At 62.9% G+C, this 278-nt stretch carries 1 protein-coding gene; it reads left to right on the forward strand.

The window, feature by feature from the left end; genetic code table 11:
* A partial coding sequence (locus tag SB660_RS20075; RefSeq protein ID WP_410584051.1) for a glycoside hydrolase family 3 N-terminal domain-containing protein occupies positions 1–278 on the forward strand: 278 nt, incomplete at both ends.

Below are 278 nucleotides of genomic sequence, written 5' to 3' on the forward strand. Positions count from 1 at the left end.
GTTACGGCGCATCCCGGGGTGGTCGCGACTACGACGACGCCGAGGTATCGGACAACGAGCTGTGGAATGTCTACATCCCGCCGTTCCGCGCAGCGATAGATGCTGGCGCGGGGAACGTCATGAGTGCATATATGGACCTCAACGGGGTGCCCGCAGCGGCGAGCCGGACGCTACTGACCGACATCCTTCGAGACCAGCTCGGTTTCGATGGCTTCGTCGTCTCGGACGCCAACGCCGTGCGCTCGCTCGCCGTTCAACACTTTGCAGAGGATCAGACC

It is taken from the genome of Bacillus sp. SIMBA_005, from assembly GCF_046535585.1.
GTDB classification, from domain to species: domain Bacteria; phylum Bacillota; class Bacilli; order Bacillales; family Bacillaceae; genus Bacillus; species Bacillus pumilus.